This window comes from Microbulbifer maximicatervae (SeqCode) (genome assembly GCF_052467825.1).
Genome location: NZ_CP174327.1, coordinates 3,501,563 through 3,519,615 on the forward strand (window position 1 = coordinate 3,501,563; position 18,053 = coordinate 3,519,615).

The 18,053-nt window shown below is 47.8% G+C and carries 16 protein-coding genes; 15 read left to right on the forward strand and 1 reads right to left on the reverse strand.

Annotated features, from left to right (window positions below):
- From ACJJII_RS15570 to ACJJII_RS15625, 12 genes are read left to right on the forward strand one after another with little or no spacing between them, the layout of a single operon-like run.
- Positions 1–1,020 carry a hypothetical protein gene (locus ACJJII_RS15570; RefSeq protein ID WP_444916832.1) on the forward strand — a complete coding sequence of 340 codons (1,020 nt, stop codon included), beginning with the start codon at positions 1–3 and terminating at the stop codon, positions 1,018–1,020.
- Positions 1,013–2,875, forward strand: coding sequence for an acyl-CoA dehydrogenase family protein (locus ACJJII_RS15575; RefSeq protein WP_444916833.1), 1,863 nt, complete (start codon positions 1,013–1,015; stop codon positions 2,873–2,875). Before ACJJII_RS15570 ends, ACJJII_RS15575 begins: the two co-directional genes overlap by 8 nt.
- On the forward strand, positions 2,872–4,839 hold the full coding sequence (locus tag ACJJII_RS15580) for an NAD(P)/FAD-dependent oxidoreductase (protein WP_444916834.1): 1,968 nt from the start codon (positions 2,872–2,874) through the stop codon (positions 4,837–4,839). The genes ACJJII_RS15575 and ACJJII_RS15580 overlap by 4 nt, the downstream gene beginning before the upstream one ends.
- Positions 4,836–5,750 carry an alpha/beta fold hydrolase gene (locus ACJJII_RS15585; protein ID WP_444916835.1) on the forward strand — a complete coding sequence of 305 codons (915 nt, stop codon included), beginning with the start codon at positions 4,836–4,838 and terminating at the stop codon, positions 5,748–5,750. Before ACJJII_RS15580 ends, ACJJII_RS15585 begins: the two co-directional genes overlap by 4 nt.
- The gene (locus ACJJII_RS15590; protein WP_444916836.1) at positions 5,747–6,877 is read left to right on the forward strand and encodes a hypothetical protein; all 1,131 of its coding nucleotides are present in this window, start codon (positions 5,747–5,749) and stop codon (positions 6,875–6,877) included. The genes ACJJII_RS15585 and ACJJII_RS15590 overlap by 4 nt, the downstream gene beginning before the upstream one ends.
- A gap of 2 nt (positions 6,878–6,879) precedes the next feature.
- A complete protein-coding gene (locus ACJJII_RS15595) occupies positions 6,880–7,134 on the forward strand; it encodes an acyl carrier protein (RefSeq protein WP_413665416.1) in 255 nt (84 codons plus the stop codon).
- Between the two features lie 19 nt (positions 7,135–7,153).
- Entirely contained in the window at positions 7,154–7,888 is a 735-nt protein-coding gene (locus ACJJII_RS15600; protein ID WP_413665417.1) for a tetratricopeptide repeat protein, read from the forward strand.
- Entirely contained in the window at positions 7,888–8,592 is a 705-nt protein-coding gene (locus tag ACJJII_RS15605; RefSeq protein ID WP_413665418.1) for an ABC transporter ATP-binding protein, read from the forward strand. Before ACJJII_RS15600 ends, ACJJII_RS15605 begins: the two co-directional genes overlap by 1 nt.
- Positions 8,589–9,308 (forward strand): hypothetical protein, encoded by a 720-nt coding sequence (locus ACJJII_RS15610; RefSeq protein WP_444916837.1) that lies wholly within the window; start codon positions 8,589–8,591, stop codon positions 9,306–9,308. Before ACJJII_RS15605 ends, ACJJII_RS15610 begins: the two co-directional genes overlap by 4 nt.
- A gap of 2 nt (positions 9,309–9,310) precedes the next feature.
- A complete protein-coding gene (locus ACJJII_RS15615; protein ID WP_444916838.1) occupies positions 9,311–10,540 on the forward strand; it encodes an ABC transporter permease in 1,230 nt (409 codons plus the stop codon).
- A 12-nt stretch (positions 10,541–10,552) separates the two neighbouring features.
- Positions 10,553–11,305, forward strand: a complete 753-nt coding sequence (locus ACJJII_RS15620) for an outer membrane lipoprotein-sorting protein (protein ID WP_444916839.1) — start codon at positions 10,553–10,555, stop codon at positions 11,303–11,305.
- Positions 11,306–11,317: 12 nt separating this feature from the next.
- On the forward strand, positions 11,318–12,661 hold the full coding sequence (locus tag ACJJII_RS15625; protein WP_444916840.1) for a hypothetical protein: 1,344 nt from the start codon (positions 11,318–11,320) through the stop codon (positions 12,659–12,661).
- Here ACJJII_RS15625 and ACJJII_RS15630 read toward each other — a convergent pair.
- Positions 12,658–14,922, reverse strand: coding sequence for a tetratricopeptide repeat protein (locus ACJJII_RS15630; RefSeq protein WP_444916841.1), 2,265 nt, complete (start codon positions 14,920–14,922; stop codon positions 12,658–12,660). The two genes, ACJJII_RS15625 and ACJJII_RS15630, sit on opposite strands and share 4 nt — an antisense overlap.
- A 106-nt stretch (positions 14,923–15,028) precedes the next feature.
- On the opposite strand from ACJJII_RS15630, the gene ACJJII_RS15635 reads away from it, so the two are divergent.
- From ACJJII_RS15635 to ACJJII_RS15645, 3 genes are read left to right on the forward strand one after another with little or no spacing between them, the layout of a single operon-like run.
- Positions 15,029–16,078 carry an HAD family hydrolase gene (locus ACJJII_RS15635; RefSeq protein WP_444916842.1) on the forward strand — a complete coding sequence of 350 codons (1,050 nt, stop codon included), beginning with the start codon at positions 15,029–15,031 and terminating at the stop codon, positions 16,076–16,078.
- Between the two features lie 42 nt (positions 16,079–16,120).
- On the forward strand, positions 16,121–17,683 hold the full coding sequence (locus ACJJII_RS15640; RefSeq protein WP_444905584.1) for an arylsulfatase: 1,563 nt from the start codon (positions 16,121–16,123) through the stop codon (positions 17,681–17,683).
- 41 nt (positions 17,684–17,724) lie between these two features.
- Positions 17,725–18,051 carry a VOC family protein gene (locus ACJJII_RS15645; RefSeq protein ID WP_444913506.1) on the forward strand — a complete coding sequence of 109 codons (327 nt, stop codon included), beginning with the start codon at positions 17,725–17,727 and terminating at the stop codon, positions 18,049–18,051.
- The last annotated feature ends 2 nt before the right edge of the window (positions 18,052–18,053 follow it).

Below are 18,053 nucleotides of genomic sequence, written 5' to 3' on the forward strand. Positions count from 1 at the left end.
ATGTTTATTAAAAACCTATGGGTAGACAGTGGCGGGCAGGTTGATCGATTACTTGATGCCTTGAGAGGACACCTGGATCAATATGATTTGTTACCAGAACTTATCTATGTGGTTTCTGCGGGAGAGGCTAATGTTCTACAGGATAGTCGGATTGTAGAGTTTATAGCAGACCTTGAAGATGGTGGGCATAATATTCGATTTGTGGGTAGCGCCTGCACCAGCTTCCATGCTGCAGTATTGAGTTTTTCAAAGTGTAGTGAAGCCGAAGCTTTGATCTTAAATCTCGAACTGGGCAAAGAGCGGCAACAAGAGTGCCTGGATTCATTGGGAATTGGAGTTGGACCTGATCAAGATGGCTTAGATGTTCTTGTAGGTGTGGCGGCTACCTGGATCTGTCGAGAGTATTGTGAAACACATCTCTGTCAAATATCCAGCTGCGATATTCTCTCTCAAGCGCCATCTTTATCTGGCGCACCAGATTTAGTAAAGAGTATTAAGCAGGTAATCTCAACCAGCTCTAGTGATGATACTCGAGTAGTTTCCTTTGATATCCGCTCGAAATGGGCCAAGGGGCTCCTGAAAGGGTTTTCGCACAGCGATAAGGCCTCATGGTTACCCAGTATCGAAGAGGACGGCTGGCACTATTTGAGTATTAAACCTCTGTCTGAACTGATCAGTTATTACATTGAGGAAACGGTGACTGATCTATGGCTGTTAACTCTAGGGGGGGGCGGCAGGGTAGGTTGCCTGAAAATAGACATTCCTTCGCCCAATTTTCAGGGATTTCTTTCAAGACTGGTAAATGTTGAGAAATTGGTGTTGGAAGACGCCTATATAGATTTTAGTTCCGCCCAGCATCTGGGTGACACTCTAGGCCAGGATTACCTTTCGCATATTCGTGAGGCATTAAGGTATCCCAAGAGGATTTACCGTGGAAGACACAACCAGATATTTGACTGGGTATTAGGTGCAGGTAGTTGGCGTACGCTGTTGGAATATCAAGGAGCAAGACATGGATAATAATATTTATAAAACTGATATAAGAGAATTTCAATTCCTTATTGAAGAACAGTTCCATGAAGCCAAAACGCTGTTCAACGACCAGATGTTTAAAGGGTGCTCACCAGAGATTCTCCATGAAATTTTAGTTCGGGCTAAAAAATTCTCTTATGAGGTTCTCGGGCCGGGATATCAGGATTCAGATCGAGAGGGATGCCAGTTAGAGAATGGGAAAGTGAAGCTCCCGAGTGCATTCTCTGAGATGTGGCAGAGGTTTAAGGATGACTGGGGGAATATCTCCTCATTTGAGGGCGAACAAAATACAACTATTCCGCCCTTTGTAATGCAAATGCTCCTGGAAATGTTTATGGGGGCAAATCCAAGTTTTATGACTTATGGTGGTTTTTGCCTGCCGTCCTCCACCTTGGTGGAAAAATATGGAACTGATCTGCAAAAAGACCTGTTTAGGGACAAATTAGCCACCTCAGAGTGGACATCTTGTCTCTGCCTCACTGAACCCCAGGCGGGAAGTGATGTATCCCTTGTAGAGACTCGCGCTGCGAAACAGGAAGACGGCACTTATTTGTTAACGGGCGAAAAATACCTGATAAGTGCCGGTATGCACGACCTGACAGAAAACACCATTTATTTCGTTATGGGTCGTGGCGAAAAAAGCGGCTCGGGCACCTACGGTTTGTCCTGCTTTATTGTGCCTAAGTACTGGGTTGAAGAGAATGGGAGTCTCGGCGAGTTTAATAATATCGAATGCATTTCTCTAGCTGAGAAAATGGGCTTTAAAGGGTGTGCAAACACTCACCTTCGGTTTGGTGACAATGGCCCCTGTAGAGCTTACCTGCTGGGGAATCGTGAGAATGTAGGCTTGTTGCAGTTTCTTACCTTGATGAATCAGGCACGAATCAGCACAGGTGTTTACGCCTTGGGTATGGCTTCCTCAGCCTACTACAATGCACTTTCCTATTCGACAAAGCGCTTACAGGGCAAGAGATTTCACGAGAGCTTTAGCTCTACCGCAAGTCGGGTCAATATCGTTGAGCATACCGATGTCCAGCGTATGTTGCTGGAAATGAAATCCAAGGTAGAGGGCTGTAGAGCACTGATTGCTAAGCTGACATTGTCAGAGAGCTTAGTCAAAATCTACCAGGGGCAGGAAGACAAAAAGGATCGCATTGCTCACTACCAAGGTTTAATGAACCTGCTAACTCCAGTTGTTAAAGCCTATATCAGTGACCAGGCTTGGCGTATCTGTGAATTGGCGATTCAAACCTGTGGTGGTCAGGGGTATCTCAAGGATCTGGGTATAGAGCAATATGCCCGGGATATTAAAGTGTTGGCAATCTGGGAGGGAACGAATTATATCCAGAGCCAGGACTTGATCCGGGATAAGTTAGGATTGGGTAATTCCAGTAAGCTATTCCAATTCTATCAGGCAGAAATTGATAATTTCCTCGATCGGGCCACGGACTACCCTCAGTTTGAGATTGAATTTGAGCGCTTAAAGACCTCGTTTGGACATTTCGAGGCAGCACTGAAAGCTGTGCAGGTATGGGTGAAGACAAAAGAAATGTTCAAAATCCCTGCCTATAGCACACGTATTCTACATATGCTTGGTGATATAACCTTGGCTTGGCTTTTATTGGAGGCTGCATGCGCGTCATCAGATAAGTTGAGTCAGGACCTGAACGATACTGATGAGGAGTTCTATAGCTCGAAAATAGTCAGTGCTAAATTCTTTATTCGCAATGAGTTACCCCGCACCAAGCTGGTGCTGGATATCCTTCAGGATCAGGATTCTTTTTGTGAAATGGACGCTTCCTCCTGGAATTCATTATTGTCAAATGTGGAGGCTGTCTCATGAACAAGCTTGATCAGCTGGAATCCAATTACGATGTAGTGATTATCGGTGGTGGATGGGCTGGCTTAACCCTGGCCCGTCAGCTTAAACTCAATAATGATGCTTTAACCATATTGGTTGTTGAGGCAAATACTGAGTTTAAGGCCAAAGTTGGTGAAGCGACAGTGGAGATGACCGGCCACTACTTTATGAAGCAGTTGGGCTTGGTGAATTATCTCTATAGGAATCACTTGCCTAAAAATGGTCTGCGTTTTTTCTACGATAACCCTGAGCATACACTGTCATTAACAGAGATGAGTGAGCACGGAACCACCAGTATTCCGCCTCATCCAGCTTTTCAAATTGACCGGGCCAGATTGGAATCCGATCTTGTCGATATGAATAGGACGAATGGCATAGAGGTTATTCAGGGCGTAAAAGCAAAAAATCTTAACATACAGCCAGGTGATGAACTCCATTCTATAGAGCTTATGGAAGATGGCGCTAGCGGAGTGGTTAACGCCCGCTGGTTAGTAGATTGCAGTGGTCGAAATCGGGTTGCTAAGAAGCATAAGAAGCTTACCCGAGTTGAGAATGTCCCTAAACACTTCTCTGCCTGGGGTAGGTTTAAGAATATACAGGATATCGACTCCATGGGAGATATGAATTGGAGGAAGAAGGCCTTTGGACGCTTTCTTTCAACGAATCATTTTTCTGGAGATGGTTACTGGGTTTGGTTTATACCCTTAAGTGGTGGCTATACCAGTGTAGGTATCGTTGGCGAGAATAGTAAATTCGACAAGCCGCCCACAAAGAAGCAAGATTTCCTAGATTTTCTGTTGGCTTATAGAGCTATTTCGGAGCTTCTGGAAGGCGCCGAGCTTATTGATTTCGAGGCTTGGGGGCAGCTTGCCTATAGAGCGGATGAGTTTATCTTTGAGGACCGCTGGGCTACCTCCGGATTTTCCTCGATGTTCCTTGATCCTCTGTTTAGTGGTGGGGGCGACATGATAGCCCTGTTTAATGACCATATTTGTAAGTACATTGTTGCCGATATCTCAGATAGTAATCGTTATGAAGCTCAGCAGCGGCTTGCAAAAGAACTGCCGATCGCGAATCAAGTGGTCACAGAATTTTACCAGGGCCTCTATGCTCATGTAGCAAATGTATACCCGGTTATTGACTCTGCTGAACTGTGTTCTCCTTTGCTTGCCTACAATACCGCTGCTTATTTCCTGGAGAGTGCCTGGGATTATATGTCAGGTAATTATCTGGATCAGGAGTACTGGCTACGCAAAAGTTACCTGCGCCGTGGATATATGGCCCTTGAGTTAATCCTGCAACGCCTTTTAGTTGAAACGGCAAAAGAGCTTAAAGCTCAGAATCGATATTTTCGCAGAAATAGTGAAGGTTTCTTTGAGTCCGGTGCCGATCACTATAAGTACTTTGTATATTTAATGGGAACCCAAGGCCGGGATGGTTGGCGAATCGATCTGCGGGTCAAACTTTGGGTTGAAGTTTTCCTGAGTGTTGTCCAGGCGCGACTCGACCTCCCTAAACTGGCAAACCGGATGGTTGTTCAGCAGGCTATTACCCTGCCTGATCTTTTACAAAAGCCAAATATGAATGGGGCTGACCTCAATTGGCTGCTTGAGAAGTTATCTATCAAGCTTACAGATCTAGTCAATGAGGATATGGCAGATCCAGTGAGCGTTATTGTATCGGAAGAGTCCTTCCACACAGATACGATTGAAGTTATGGATCTTGCGGGTAGCTACTCCAATAAAGAACTTGCTGAGGTTAACAAGAAAGCAAAATCTATCTGGGTGCAGACTCAGGAGTATATTGCGATCCCTAGTATGGTTCCTGTATTTCTTGCTTTTGCACGCAGTCAGCCGGATAGCATAATGGATTCGGTTATTGACCAGCGTGAAGCTATGCGCACAGCTGAATTAGACTCTGCTCATGCGGATTCGGAGGTTGTGTGATTCAAGAGTTCTTTCAGGCGCGGGATGGAAAAAAACTCTCCTTTCGCTGGTTGCCGTGCGATGAATCTGACTTGGTGCTTGTCTGCATGCACGGGAGCACGTTCAGTAGCCAGTGGTATTTAATGTTTGGACGGATGGTACACCGAAACGGTATTAGTGTGTGTCTGCCAGACTGGCGAGGCCATGGTAAGAGTGAAGGTGTTCCGGGGGATCTCGATTATTCCGATCAACTGCAAGACGATCTTGCCGATCTATTAAAACACCTCAAAAAAAGAGGGGCTAAGGCCTTTGTTCTTGGAGGGCACAGCGCGGGATCATTGGTTGCACTTAAATATCTGCACCTATATGGCAGTAAAGATATTGCAGGTTTTTTTGCGATAGCACCGCCTCTGACTCAGTCAGAGGAAACAAGAAAGTACGATATTCCCGCATCTGGCTTTGAGTATTACATTCGTTACGGAAGGAAACGTCACTATACGCGGCCTAGGGCATCGGCTGGTGATCAGAATCTGCCAAAAATAAAAATGCTGAAATATTGGCTGGCACTTTTGTTCCCCCCATTGAGGAAGTTATCAGTGCTGAGCTTTCCCCCGGTGGGATCAGCAGCGGGAAATCAAGGGCGAGTTCTGGACTGCACGTTTAACTTACTCAGTGCCTATAACGTAAAGAGATACGCGGATCTCTTTGCGAGTTTAAATGTACCCTGCCACTTTTTTGTCGGTGAGAAGGACGAAGTACTTGATACCCATGTGCTCCACACTGTATTGAGCTGGTATCTCTCGCCCAGTATTAAGGCTGGACTCACTGAGTTGCCCAGAGCTACTCATATGTCAGCTATTTCTGCTTCGGCAAAACCTATTTCCAACTGGTTGACAACTTTGATGCGGCAACCTGAGGAGGCTGTTGCATGAGACCTAGCAAAGGCAAAACTCCCCTGATGAGAGAAAAAATGTTGCCCGTCGGTGGAGAGGTTTCACTGAGTTCATTTTTAAGTGATGCCGATTGGGGAGCAGGGCATGGCGAAGATTGGACATCTTTAGGAACTATAAAGAGAAGTGATAAAAACACTTTTCACTTGCAAGTTGGCAAGGCGTTTCGATTTCCCCTTTATTATTACCTGAAGGACGATCGTCTATTTGTTGGTCAGGATTTATCACTATTTCCTGCTGTTGGTGCCGATACGGTAGATTGCCACTACTTAATTGAAATAGAGTATTTTGGTTTCTCCATAGAAAGAAAGAGCCTTTTACAGAATGTTAAAATGCTCTTTCCAGAGGATGATGTTGTTATATCAGCTAGAGAGCTTATTTGGCTCTCAGCTGAACATCATCAATCTGGGTCATTTGATGCCGCTCTGGTAACTCCTAAAGAAGCTACCGATAAACTCTTCAACAGTTTACCTGAGGTAACCTCTAAGCTTTTCTCGCCTGTTGATACCACTTTTTATGCTCATATTGCCAATCGTTTGGCGGAGTCAAGCGGCACCAAATTAAAAGTGGGTAGACATAGCCTGCCTTTAACGGTTGGCTATCAGGAGAAGCGGGCAAAGATCTTTAATACGGCTCATAAAAATAGAGTCGTAGAAGGGATCGATCTACAAAGTTACACCGATATGGTACAGGAAGAGTTGGATCGAGCCTGGCAGGACTCAGAATCAAGTATCGATAGGGAACATTATATCTTCCAGACATTCTATCTGCCTTTTGCCCAGTTTTTACTCAATATACTGGCAATGAATACCAGCAAGATGGTGGAGATTGTTGGTGGTTCGGGAGATGAGGGTGTAATACCCCCGGCACTTTCAATAAGTGATAAACCTATCTGTAATGTTTACGAATCTTTTCAGCGGGTGTTTTTTTATGGACACCATTGGCTTGCAAAAGTCTGGTTCTATATACCGCCCATGATCAGTTCTGCTGCCATAAAACTGCAGCAAAAATACTCAGAACGAGAGCAGCATGTTTGTGTTTTTACTTTAACGTTGGACTACTTGCTGCGATTTAATAACTTAAAAATAGGAAATGTTACCGGAGAGTAAATATGTCTACAGCAGTTGTAGAAAGCAATGTACAAGAGCTATGTGAGCAAATAGCTCTTATGCTGAATGTTGATGCTGTCGATGCAGATACACCCATTGCAGAACTCGGGGTAGATTCCCTGAATATTGTCGAGGTGATTCTAATTTGCGAGCAGTTGTACCCGGGGGTGATGAGCCCTGAAAATCTTGTTTTCGACGAACATACCACCCTAAGGGAAATGGATGGTCAACTACTTGAAAACTCGGAAGAAGTCTAGCGTACTTCGGGAGCAGTCAATGTTTAAAAAAGTACTTACCATTCTTATCAGTAGTTTTTTTATTGGAAATGTTGTTGCCTGGTTTTCAGGTGCTGCTCCCATCGAGTTTGGCAAGATTGCCTATTCAGAAGGCGAGATGGAGCAGGTGGAGTTTCTCCAGCAGGAGATTGGTGAAAATAGTACAGACCCCGACTTGATGTTGGAGCTTGGGCAGTTATTTAGTCATCATAACGAGCTTGAAAAGGCTGCACACTTGCTGGAAGCCGCGTATCAACAGCGTCCAGACGACATGCTGATACGTGCAGCGTATTACTCCAATGAGGGCAAGCGCGCAGGTGCGATGTTTGACCCTGCGATGGGGCTTTACAAGCTTTACCGTCTGCGGCATGCGATGGACGAGGTGGATCAGGCAGGTCTCAGTGCCGATTCAGATTTTAATGTACGCCTGATACGGCTGATTACTTTTTCTTATGTAGGAGAAGTAAGCGGCCACTTTGAGCGGGTGTTCGAAGATGAAGCCTGGTTTAAGAATCTGATGGATTCAGATCCCGATCTATTGCCGACTGCTATGCAGCAGGTGGTGTATTTGTCTTTGGCTAATGCCTACTGGGTGAAAGCTGGAGAGGGCACTGAAGATTTGGCAGTGGCCATGGATTACTACCAAAAAGCAATAGCAATGGCTCCTTGTCCTGCAACGATGCAAACCTCTTGTGAGCAACTGGGGCAAATGGCAGTCACCCTGGGTAAAAGTTAATGTTGGTTGAGCTTAAGCGTGTTTCAAAGCGCTATCGATTGGGTGATCTCTGGGTCGATGCCTTGCGGGATATAGATCTTGCTATCGATCGGGGTGAGTTTCTGGCTGTGAAAGGGCCCAGCGGTAGTGGTAAGAGCACATTATTGAACCTTCTATCCGCATTGGATCAGTGTGATTCCGGATCAGTTCATATTGATGGCGTTAATCTTGGGAGTTTGGGAGAGCATCAGCGCTCCCTGTTTCGAGGTCGTCATATTGGGATTGTTTTCCAGTCTTTTAACCTGATTCCCGTGCTTACAGCACTTGAGAATGTGATGTACCCGCTGACACTGCGGGGGGCTAACAATGCCAGGCAACTAGCGTTAGACGCTCTGGAAGCAGTAGGGCTTGCCAAGTTGGTTAATCAGCGTCCTACCCAGCTTTCGGGGGGGCAGATGCAGCGAGTGGCGATTGCCAGGGCAATTGTCAGTAAGCCGGATCTGGTGCTTGCGGACGAACCTACAGCCAATCTGGATTCGCGCACGTCGGAGAGCATTATGAGCCTTGTGAAGCAGCTCAACCAGGAGCAGGGTGTCACTTTTATCGTAGCCACCCATGATGATTATGTAACCAGCTTGGCATCTCGTGTTATCACGGTACGAGATGGTCATTTGGTAGAGGATACAGCTTCGCCTCAAGGTATTGTTCAGGAGGCTTTTGCATGACAGCAATCATAAAAATGTTGCTGGCTAGGGACCCGCTAACTAGAGCGGCTTTGGCTATTTCAGTTGCATTCTTAATTTCTGCACCGGCTTTGGCTGAAGATTTCGTCTATCCAACTCCGATTCCATTCACCAATAGTGAAAGGGGAGCGCTGTTTGCTGCTGTTAATGGCGAAACGACCAGTGAGCAGAGAAAGCAGGCCTACTTGGCTCAGCTTGCGCGCCTTACGTCGATGGAAGATGCAGAGTTGCAGGATGTTGAGGAGTTAGAGGCTTTGATGCAGTCACTGGTGGAGAGTCTCCCGGATGACCCCGAACTCAATGCTGCATTGGGATCGACAACTTCCTTTAAATCCAGCTTCTACCTTGATCGATTGGCAAAACTATCGCTGTTCTCCAGACGAGGCAATCGCATGATGGACCGGGCTGTTAAACAATCTCCATTCAATCTGGGCGCCCGCCTTCAGCGGGGAATCAGCTGTGCCAATATGCCGGCCTTTCTAAAAAGAGCGCGCTACGCTGTTGAAGACCTGGAGCTGGTTAGGGAACAGGTGGGCAATCGGTTCGGTAAAGAATTTCTCGGCTTTGTAGAGTTCTACCTTGCCCAGGCTTACGAGCGCAACAAACAGCCCGATGATGCCCGGGTTCTTTGGGGAAAAGTGGCCGAGTCGGATACCGACTGGTCCGCTAAAGCCAAGCTGGCGCTTCGGAGTATTTAGTCATGGGCTTGGGTTGGAAAGTTGCACTGCTGAATATTATGCGTAACGGGCGCCGCAGCCTGATTACCTTGGCTGCGATCGTTTTCGGTTGTACCAGCCTGATTATTTTTGGCGGTTTTGTACAGTCGATGTATGAGGGGATGCGGGAGAGTATGATCCGCTCGCAGCTTGGTCATATACAAATCTATGCCAAAGGCTACAACCAGTTTGGCAAAGCGGAACCCGAAAAATACCTGATTGCTGATGGGGACCTTCAAAAGATTTCCGAGCTGGTAGAAAATGAAACCGATACGTTGGTGGTAGCGCCTCGCCTTAATTTCAATGGCCTGCTTAGTGATGGCAAGCAATCGATAGCCATCACTGGAATTGGTATTGATGCGGAGAAAGAAGTGATGCTTTCCTCTGCAATTCAGATTATTCAAGGGGACGATCTATTTCCTGAGGATATTTCTGCTGCTCACCTTGGAGAAGGATTGTTCAATGCTCTGGATGTTCAGATTGGGGACTACTTGACCCTGTTGGCAAGCACCCAGGATGGGGCAATCAATGCTGTCGATGTACAGGTGATGGGGGTAATCACAACCGGTGTTAAGGAACTGGATGATCGCTTGCTCAGGGTGAATTTGCCTCTGGCCCAGGAATTACTCTATACGTCAGATATTACACGGCTAGTGGTTTTATTGGAGGAGACCGAACTTACATCTCCCTCAATTGCGACTCTGACCAGTGTCTTTGAGCAGAACAATTTGAACCTAGAAATAAAAAGCTGGGAAGAACTGGCGGGTTACTATCATCAGGTTGTTGGCCTGTTTAACGGGGTTTTTGGTTTTATTACCGTCATTGTGTTGGTAATCGTTGCGCTGAGTATTTCCAATACCATGTTGATGGCAGTCATGGAGCGCACCCGCGAGCTGGGTACTATCCGAGCCATGGGCGGTACTCCCCGGCAGGTTGTAAACCTGATCTTACTGGAGTCGGTATTTCTCGGTTTGATCGGAAGTTTGCTAGGGTTACTGATTGGTGCACTGGCAGCCAAGGGCATTACCTATGCAGAATGGATGATGCCCCGGCCACCGGGCAGTACCCAGGATTATCCTATCCGTGTGTTTGTCGTGCCGGATATCTTATTGAAAACATTCCTGTTGGGTTTTTGTATTTCACTTGTTTCCAGCCTTTATCCAGCGATAAAAGCATCCCGGCTGCCGGTAGTAAAAGCACTTAGGTTTACTTGATTTGGGTCTTCTATGTATAAGTTGAATTCTTTTTATGGGTGGGTGTTGGCGATAGCCTGCTTGTTGTTTAGCTACTCAAGTTATGCATCGGTTTCGGCTGAGTCACTGGTTAATAAGCTGGATGACTTTCGCGGGTTCAGGGATCAGGGCTTTAGCTTTGATATCACCAATATCAGCTATAAAAAGGACAAGGAGCCCCGCACCAATAAGCTCAGTGTCAAAGTATTTAATGAGCAATCACTGATCCAATTTTTGGCGCCCGCCCGGGAAAAGGGCAGGGCAATGCTAAAAGAGAGCGCCAATATGTGGCTCTATATTCCCGGTACGCGCAGGGTTATCCGGATTGCGCCCTCACAGCGATTAATAGGCGAGACCAGTAACGGTGATGTAGTGGGGGCAAATTTCTCCCGGGATTACACGGCAGAGCTGCAAGGGCAGGAAACTGTTGATGGGGAAGATTACTGGGTGCTGTATTTATCGGCAAAATCCTCTGGCGTTGCCTATGACAAAGTAAAAGTTTGGATGGCACAGGGTGAGGGAAACCTGCCTTTAAAGGGGGAATTTTATACCCGCTCCGGGCGTCTCCTTAAAACAGCGCACTATAAAGAGTTCAAGCAGTTTGAAGGCGAGCTGAAACTTCATAAATTACTCTTGGTGGATGCACTCATTGACGAGAGTTATACCTGGATGAAGTTCGATGACTATCGTCTTGAGAGCCTGGACCCGGCAATTTTCCAAAAAGGCTCCCTTGGCAGGCTGAATTGAGGTGAGTCGGTAATGGTTATCAGAATCAGGACAATTCTCCCATTTATATTCCTTCCTCTCGCTTTTGCTGAAAAAGTTGCCAGTGCCGAAGACTATCAGGACCCTTTCGAGACCAACTCGGAACTTTTTGATGAAGTGAGCACTGAGGAAGGGGTTTCTCGAGTTGTTTGGGGTATTGATGCTTCGCTACTGGGGTATCACCAGCAGAATGAAGTTCGGGGTGATCCCTATTTCGATCCGGGTCTGTTTGTCTTTGATGAACAAGAGTCCTTGCTTGCTCTGGATCTCAGTGGCCAGTTTTCCCTGGGAGCACACTTCTCAGTTTACTCGCGGTTTGCGGCGATAGAGCACTATCGGTCTAATGAGGCTGGAACATCTGAAAAAGAGACAGAATCCCATCTGCTAGAGGGATATTTCTCTTCTTACACTGACAACCGAAGGTTTGGTATTAATGTCGGTCGGATAAAACCTCAGTGGAGCAACGGTTACAACTGGTCTCCGGCAAATCTTTTAAAAGCCACTTTTGATCGCCCCAATTTGGATGCCGATGAACTTACCCAGCAACTGGGCTGGGATATGGCCCATTTCGATTTCCGCTATGGTCGCTGGAACACCGGCATTTATATGGCTCAGGTTGAGGATGAGCTGGATGGTCACTTTGACACTAGCGTAAATGACCATGAGTTTCAGTACGCACTCGTAGTGAATCGTGAAGGTGACTTGGATACCCGCTTGGTACTACATCAGATAGAGGGGGAGGCAACCAATGTCGCTTTTGGGTTGAGTACTTTGGCTGGAGACAGTGCCACACTCAGGTTGGAGGGGGCTTGGGAACATCAGCGGGAGTTACCGCAGCCGGGCGAACTCTCCTATTTCCCGACAGAAGACGATGGTTATTTGAAGCTGGTACTTGGTACTCAGCTCAGCTTCAACCAGGGATGGGATGTTACTGCGGAGTATCTGTATAACCAGCATGGATTCGATGATGACGAGTGGGATTTGGTTCAAACGCAGGTAGATAGTGCAAAGAACGGATTGAACAGCGCGCGGGTTTATGAGGCGATTGCTTTTCTGTCCGATAGTTTTCACCTTTTATCTACCGGACAACTACGGCAGGAGTATTTGTTCTTGATGTGGGGTAACACCCGGCTGGATAAGAAGTTTCAATATCGCCAGAGTGTGCAATACAACCTGGATGACAAGAGCCAGTACCACAACCTGGAATTGATTCAGAACTGGACTGAGCATTTTAGTACTCGACTGCAAGCCCAGTTTTTCAGGGGCTGTGAGTCCTGTGAATTTGGTCTGCTGCCAACTGAAAGGCTTCTTAGGTTAAGTCTCTATTATGATTTTTAGCGTTTGCTGGCTAAAAGTGCTTCATATTTTTGTGCGATTTCCCGCTTGCCGGATTCCCTGCTAATAGAAATTAATGCCCGCAAAATATCCAGGTCCTGCGGAAACTGGTGATAGCCGTCTTCTAGAATATCCAGGGCGAGTTCGCTGCTGCCTTCCGAGTGAACGGCTATGGCATATACGTAGAGATAGCGGCTCTGGGTTTGCTCATGCTCAGCCGCCGCCTTTAGAAAACCCATTGCCTCCTGGTGGCGGTTCTGGCGAACCAGGGAAAGGCCTAAGGCATGTTGGATTACGGCGATATCCTCACTCTTCGATAGTGCTCCTCTGAGTAATAATTCCGCGTCGGTTTCACGTCCACTTGCCCGGTAAAGGTCGGCCAAGTTGATATAGGCGGGTGTGTAGTAGGAGGCCTTGGTTATTGCCCGGCGATAGAAGGCTTCCGCTTGTTGCGTATTTCCTCTCCGGAAATGGAGGTTGCCTAGGTTTACCAGGGATTCCGGCCGGTCGCTGTTGAATAATTCTGAGGTGGTATAGGTTTTAAGGGCCTTTGAGTATTGCAGCTGTACTTGCGCGGGCATAGTCCCGATCTGAGCATCGGTAACGCCATTGGCAGCCAGCGACCTTGTTACGGCCATTTTACTGAAAAGCAGCGGTACACCGATCATCAGTCGCAATTGCTCTGGTAGTTCATCCAGAGACTGCGCAAGGGCCAGGTTTAATAAGGGTTCTTCGCCCTGGGCAATTTGTTGGAGTAACTGAGCGGAATTTATCGTCAGGTAGCGCGGTAACAAACGGATTGCGCTGGCCCGGACAATCTCCGGTTGACTGCTGTCCTGAATAAGGTCCATTAACATCTTATCGGCCTCGCTATCCCCGCGCATAGCTGTGTGCAATGTCTGCCCGTAGTGAGGGGGAGGTGAGCCGTATTTGTCTTCCAGTATTTTCGCCGCCCACTGGCTCGATTTATCTTGATGGCAGCTGTTGCAAGTATTGGGGGTGCCCAGCGCCTCGGAAAGGTCGGGTCGGGGAACGCGGAAACTGTGATCCCGACGTCCATCCACCTGCATGAAATTTTTCTCCGGCATATGGCAGTTTGTGCAGCGGGCACCGGGGCTTTGAGTTGGGTGCAGATGGTGGTCAGTACGGGCAAATCGCGCCGGCATATGGCACTGGGCACAAACTGCATCACCAGCTGTTCTCAGTTGTAGGCTGTGGGGGTTATGACAGTGGCCACAGGTAACACCTGCTGCGTACATTTTGCTTTGCAGAAACGATCCGTACACAAATACCTCGCCATCGGCCTGGCCATCTGCGTGGTAGAGAGGCTCTTGCAGAAGTGTGAGGTTGAAATGATCCAGTAATTCGCTGTTAGCCTGCGCCCCCGGTAAATGGGTACTCCGCCGAGAATGGCACTGGGCGCAAGTTGTTATTTCACGCTGGATGGCTGCCGATGGCGCAAGCTTGGCAATCCCCGTTTGCAGATCCATTTCCCGGAGCTGTTGGGTTGGGTCAATAAGATGTGGGGCAAGCCCTTTATTCTGCAATGTCTCATTCTGTGTTTTTGCCCACTGAAGGTGTCTCGATCCCGGGCCATGACAGGATTCGCAACCGACACTGATCTCTGACCAGGATGTCTGGTAGCTATCGGTTTGTAGGTTATAGGCCTTTTGCAGATTGGTGGAATGGCAGTCGGAACACATAAAGTTCCAATTCTGGTTTATGCCGGTCCAGTGCAGGGGATGTTGATGGTCTATCGCTTGATCGGGATAGAGATGGAACCAGCGCTGGCCACCAGCAGATTTGTCCCGGTTATCCCAAGCGATACTCAGTGCCTGAAGACGTCCGCCTCCCAAATCAATCAAATATTGCTGTAAAGGGTGGACACCAAATGTATAGGCAAGGGGATAGTCCTGGAGGTCTCCACTGGGCCCATCAGTGCGTACGTAATAGCGCCCTTCCTTTTGATAGAAGTGAGATTTCTGCCCCAGATGCTCGAATGCCACCCCGGAAAAATCGCCTAGAACGCTGTCACTATTGGCGACTTGCATTGCCAGCTGGTGGTGGGAACCTTGCCAGGCACTGGCCTCATCTTTGTGGCATACGGCGCATTGCGCGGAGCCCACGAAAGTGGCTTCTGAGCTAATTGCTTCATCCTGGCGCTTGAGAGGTTGGGTATCAACCGGCTCTTCGTTACCACAGGCCACCAGTACGAGACAGATAAGGCTGATTTGGAGGAGGCTAGTGCCAGCTATATTTATCACGGTTTTTTTATTGTGATGAGTTCTTATCTTAGGGAGTTATTCAGAGGCTCCCTAGGCCAAAAGATTAGTTCATGTGCCGTAAATGTCATTTTGTGAGAGGGCCAGAATGCTGGATTGGAAATTTAGGGTTGCCCTGAGCCGAGGGTGTCTGCTGCTGGTTTTGGCAATCAGCTTACCGGCACTCAGTTCTCCCTTGCCATCCTGGCAAGATGGCGTTAAAGCCCAAATTATGGCCTTTGTTGACAAGGTTACCCGTAAGGACAGCGCCGACTTTATACCTGTCGGTGAACGTATCGCGGTATTTGATAATGATGGCACCCTCTGGTCTGAGAAGCCCGTGTACTTCCAGCTTCTCTATGCCGCTGATGAGGTTAAAAGGCTAGCGCCCCAACACCCAGAGTGGAAAACCCAAGAGCCCTTCGCTTCGATTCTAAAGGGCAATTTATCAAACCTGTTGGAGCAAGGCAGGGAAGGTTTGGAAGTAATGCTTACTGCGACTCATGCGGGATTGAGTACGGATGCCTTCCAGCGCTCTGTTGCCCAATGGCTCAAGAGTGCTAAGAACCCGGAAACTGGCAAACACTACAGTGCGATGGTGTTCCAGCCCATGCTGGAGTTGCTGGAATACTTAAGAGCAAATGGTTTTAAAACCTACATTGTTTCGGGGGGCGGCACAGATTTTATCCGAGTGTTTTCCCAGGAGTTATATGGAATCCCCCCAGAGCAGGTTATCGGCAGTCGCCTAAAGTCGCGCTATGAAAATGGGGGTGGGCATCCCTATATTGTGAAATTAGATAAATTGGCCTTCCTCACCGATAAACAGGGGAAGCCTATCGCAATCAATGACTTGATTGGCCGGAGGCCAGTTTTTGCCGCAGGCAATTCCGATGGTGATTTACAAATGCTGGAATGGACCACCGCCGCCAAGGGGCCGCGTTTTGCCATGCTGATTCACCATACTGATGCCAAAAGAGAATGGGCATACGATAAGAACTCCTCAGTGGGGCGCCTGGACAAAGCGCTACAAGCCGCTAAGGCAAATGGTTGGTTGGTGGTAGATATGGCGAAGGACTGGCGGACGGTGTTTCCGCCAGAAGCGCAGGATCAATCAGGCCAGGGGCCGGTGATTCCTCAAGTTCCCGCCTACCGAGACTAGTCTTAAAGCGGTGTATTGAGCCTGCCAATATCGAGGTGTGTAATGCTCCTGATCTCCCGATCCTGTCTCCGACTGTTCCTTTTGGTTGTACTGGCTGCTGTATCCCTTTCTCCTGGTAGCCTCTTCGCGCAGACTAAACCCAATATTTTGGTGATCTGGGGAGATGATATTGGCATCTGGAATATCAGCTTCAACAGTCGCGGCATGATGGGCTACACCACGCCCAACATTGATCGGCTAGCGGTAGAAGGGCTCTCTTTTACCGATTACTACGGCCAGCAATCATGCACAGCAGGCCGCGCAGCTTTTTTAGCGGGTAATGTTCCAGTGCGCACCGGCATGACTAAGGTGGGGCTTCCAGGTGCCAAAGAGGGTTGGCAGAAGAGTGATGCCACTATCGCCACAGTAATGAAAAGCCTGGGTTATGCCACCGGCCAGTTTGGTAAAAACCACCAAGGGGATAGGGACGAACACCTGCCCATCAACCATGGCTTTGACGAATTCTTTGGCAACCTCTATCACCTAAATGCCGAGGAAGAGCCTGAGAACCGGGACTATCCTAAAGACCCAGAATTCCGTAAGAAGTTTGGCCCCAGAGGAGTGATTAAGGCCAAGGCCGGCGGACCAATCGAAGATACCGGCCCCCTCACCAAGAAACGGATGGAAACCATCGATGATGAAACCCTAGCGGCAGCTATCGACTTTATCGAACGCGCACACGCGGCTAAGACCCCATTCTTTGTCTGGTGGAACGCAACCCGGATGCACTTTCGCACCCATGTGAGAGAGGAGCACACAAACCTTGCGGGCCCCAACAGCAATGAGTATATGGATGGCATGGTAGAGCATGACATCCTGGTAGGAAAGTTGCTAAGTGTGCTTGACCGCCTGGATATCACCGACAATACCATCGTGTTTTATTCCACAGACAACGGCCCCCACTTCAATACCTGGCCAGATGCTGCAACTACGCCATTTCGCAGTGAGAAAAACTCCAATTGGGAAGGAGCTTATAGGGTGCCAGCCTTTGTACGCTGGCCAGGTAAATTTCCAGCGGGTACTACTTTGACAGGTATTGTCTCCCATGAAGACTGGCTGCCGACTCTCGCTGCGGCCGGGGGGAACCCGAATATCAAGGAACAGCTCAAGGAAGGGGTCGAGCTCAATGGGCGCGAGTACAGAAATTATGTTGATGGCTACAACATGATGGATTACTTCACCGGCAAAGCAAAACTTTCACCAAGAAAAGAATTTATCTACGTAAATGATGACGGCCAAATTGTAGCTATGCGCTACGAACCATGGAAAGCTATTTTCCTGGAAAATCGCGGGCGGGGTTTTGAAGTCTGGCGAGAGCCCTTTACTGAATTACGAGTGCCACTATTGTTCAATTTGAGGCAAGATCCTTTTGAAAAAGCTCAACACAACTCGAATACCTATAACGACTGGTTTATAGACAGGGCTTTTGTCCTGGTTCCCATGCAGCAACTCGCATCAAAATTTTTGCAAACTATGAAAGAATATCCACCCAGCCAGGTACCCGGATCTTTTAATTTGGATAAGGTACAGGAGCAGCTGGAAGCTGGAGCGAGTGGTAGTAACTAAAAATGTAGATACCAACACAAGTATCAATAAAGGTAGGGCCCATGGATAAAATTCATATAGCACTGTCGACTAATCAGATAGAAGAGTCAGTTGCCGACTATAGTAGAAGGTTAAATACTGCTCCCTGCGTGCATGTGCCCAATGAATATGCTTTATGGCGAACTGCCACTGTTAACTTATCGATTCGCCATGATCCAAATTGTGAAAGCGGAACGCTTAGGCATCTAGGCTGGGAATCAGATGGTGCCGATACATTTACCGCAGAAACTGACATTAATGGCATTACCTGGGAACACTTTAATGCTGAGCTTCAGGCAGATGAAATCAACAAGGCTTGGCCCAAAGCCAGCTACCACCCAAAGGCATAACT

Coding starts and splice junctions, on each gene's coding strand:
- ACJJII_RS15570 (WP_444916832.1), top strand. CDS start 1: ATGTTTATTAAAAACCTATGGGTAGACAGTGGCGGGCAGGTTGATCGA.
- ACJJII_RS15575 (WP_444916833.1), top strand. CDS start 1,013: ATGGATAATAATATTTATAAAACTGATATAAGAGAATTTCAATTCCTT.
- ACJJII_RS15580 (WP_444916834.1), top strand. CDS start 2,872: ATGAACAAGCTTGATCAGCTGGAATCCAATTACGATGTAGTGATTATC.
- ACJJII_RS15590 (WP_444916836.1), top strand. CDS start 5,747: ATGAGACCTAGCAAAGGCAAAACTCCCCTGATGAGAGAAAAAATGTTG.
- ACJJII_RS15595 (WP_413665416.1), top strand. CDS start 6,880: ATGTCTACAGCAGTTGTAGAAAGCAATGTACAAGAGCTATGTGAGCAA.
- ACJJII_RS15600 (WP_413665417.1), top strand. CDS start 7,154: ATGTTTAAAAAAGTACTTACCATTCTTATCAGTAGTTTTTTTATTGGA.
- ACJJII_RS15605 (WP_413665418.1), top strand. CDS start 7,888: ATGTTGGTTGAGCTTAAGCGTGTTTCAAAGCGCTATCGATTGGGTGAT.
- ACJJII_RS15610 (WP_444916837.1), top strand. CDS start 8,589: ATGACAGCAATCATAAAAATGTTGCTGGCTAGGGACCCGCTAACTAGA.
- ACJJII_RS15615 (WP_444916838.1), top strand. CDS start 9,311: ATGGGCTTGGGTTGGAAAGTTGCACTGCTGAATATTATGCGTAACGGG.
- ACJJII_RS15620 (WP_444916839.1), top strand. CDS start 10,553: ATGTATAAGTTGAATTCTTTTTATGGGTGGGTGTTGGCGATAGCCTGC.
- ACJJII_RS15625 (WP_444916840.1), top strand. CDS start 11,318: ATGGTTATCAGAATCAGGACAATTCTCCCATTTATATTCCTTCCTCTC.
- ACJJII_RS15635 (WP_444916842.1), top strand. CDS start 15,029: ATGCTGGATTGGAAATTTAGGGTTGCCCTGAGCCGAGGGTGTCTGCTG.
- ACJJII_RS15640 (WP_444905584.1), top strand. CDS start 16,121: ATGCTCCTGATCTCCCGATCCTGTCTCCGACTGTTCCTTTTGGTTGTA.
- ACJJII_RS15645 (WP_444913506.1), top strand. CDS start 17,725: ATGGATAAAATTCATATAGCACTGTCGACTAATCAGATAGAAGAGTCA.